Origin of the sequence: Hyphomonas sp. GM-8P (assembly GCF_003263315.1) — a bacterium.
Lineage (GTDB): Bacteria > Pseudomonadota > Alphaproteobacteria > Caulobacterales > Hyphomonadaceae > Hyphomonas.
Genome location: NZ_AWFE01000137.1, coordinates 1 through 1,399 on the forward strand (window position 1 = coordinate 1; position 1,399 = coordinate 1,399).

The following is a 1,399-nucleotide window of genomic DNA, read 5'->3' on the forward strand; positions in this document are numbered from 1 at the left end:
TGTTCTCCAGCATCTCGATCTCATGGGTGAGCTGCTGGATCTGCTGGTTGACCTCCTGAAGCGACCGGATGGCCTGATAGATGTTCTGGATGTGATTGGCCGGGTCATAGACCGTCCATTGCGCTGAAGCTGGCGGTGCTGTGATCACAGACAGCGGCAAGGCGCAGAGGGCAGCTGAAATGAGAAGGCGTTTCATGGGGCGAGCTCCTATTCGGCGGCGAGGATGTGGGAGGGATTGAAGGCTGAGTGCGTCTGGGGCTCCGGCCCATGACCGGGCCAGCGGTTGAGCAGTTCAGCGGCCCAGGGCAGGCCCTTCTCGATGAACCAGCAGGCGGCGAACCCGTCGCCTTCGGTCTCGGCCCAGATGCGATCCATGCGGGCCTGATCTTCGGGCGAGGACGCGCCGCAAACCGAGAGGGCGATGGGGCCGAGACCGAGATCGAAGACGCGCGCACCGAGCGGCGACTGATAGTAATAGTCGCGCTTGGGCGTGGCTCTCGAGATTAGTTCGATTTGGCGCGCGTTCAGGCCAAAGCGCAGATAGGTCTCCCGGGACTGCGGCTCCTGCGCGCGTTCATTCGGCAGGAAGATGCGTGTGGGACAGGACTCGACCAGCGCAGGCGCGATGCTTGAGTTTGCAATGTCGGCAAGGCTTTGCGTCGCAAACACGACGGAGACGTTTTTCTTGCGGAGGGTCTTCAGCCATTCGCGGATACGCGCGGCGAACATCGGATCATCGAGGAAGAGCCAGGCTTCATCGAGGATGAGGAGGGTCGGTCTGCCATCAAACCGTTCTTCCAGCCGGTTGAAGAGATAGGTGATGACCGGGGCCACCGCACCTTTGGCGTGCATCAGCTCTTCCATCTCGAAACAGACCGTGTCCGCGAGGTTCAGGCTTTCATGATCGGCATCGAGCAGGCGACCGTGCGGGCCTTCCAACGTGAACGGATGCAGCGCGGATTTGAGCGTGTCGTCCTGCAGCATCAGGCTGAGGCCTGTCAGGGTGCGTTCGGATTCAGGCGCTGAAGCAAGGGACTGGATGGCCTCCCAGAGCTTTGCCTTGAGGTCCGGCGTCATGGCGACGCCTTCATTCGTGCAGAGGCCCACGAGCCAGTCGACGGCAAAGCTCGCCCCATGCTCGGTGTCGATGTCCTTCAGCGGCTGGAGGCTTGGCGCATCGGCGCTGCCGAGATCAATATGCGCGCCGCCCATGCAAAGCGTTGCGGCGCGGGCCGAGCGGCCCTTGTCGAAGAGGAAGACCTGCGCCCCCTCATAGCGCTTCCATTGCAGGGCGAGCAGCGACAGGAGCACCGACTTGCCTGCGCCGGTCGGGCCGACGACCAGCGTATGGCCGACATCGCCGATGTGTGGTCTGCCCCCACGAAAGTGGTCCATTATT

At 62.4% G+C, this 1,399-nt stretch carries 2 pseudogenes; both read right to left on the reverse strand.

The window, feature by feature from the left end:
* Window positions 1–196: pseudogene (locus HY26_RS17975) on the reverse strand (P-type conjugative transfer protein TrbJ); the annotation flags it as partial.
* An 11-nt stretch (window positions 197–207) separates the two neighbouring features.
* Window positions 208–1,399: pseudogene (locus HY26_RS17980) on the reverse strand (conjugal transfer protein TrbE); the annotation flags it as partial.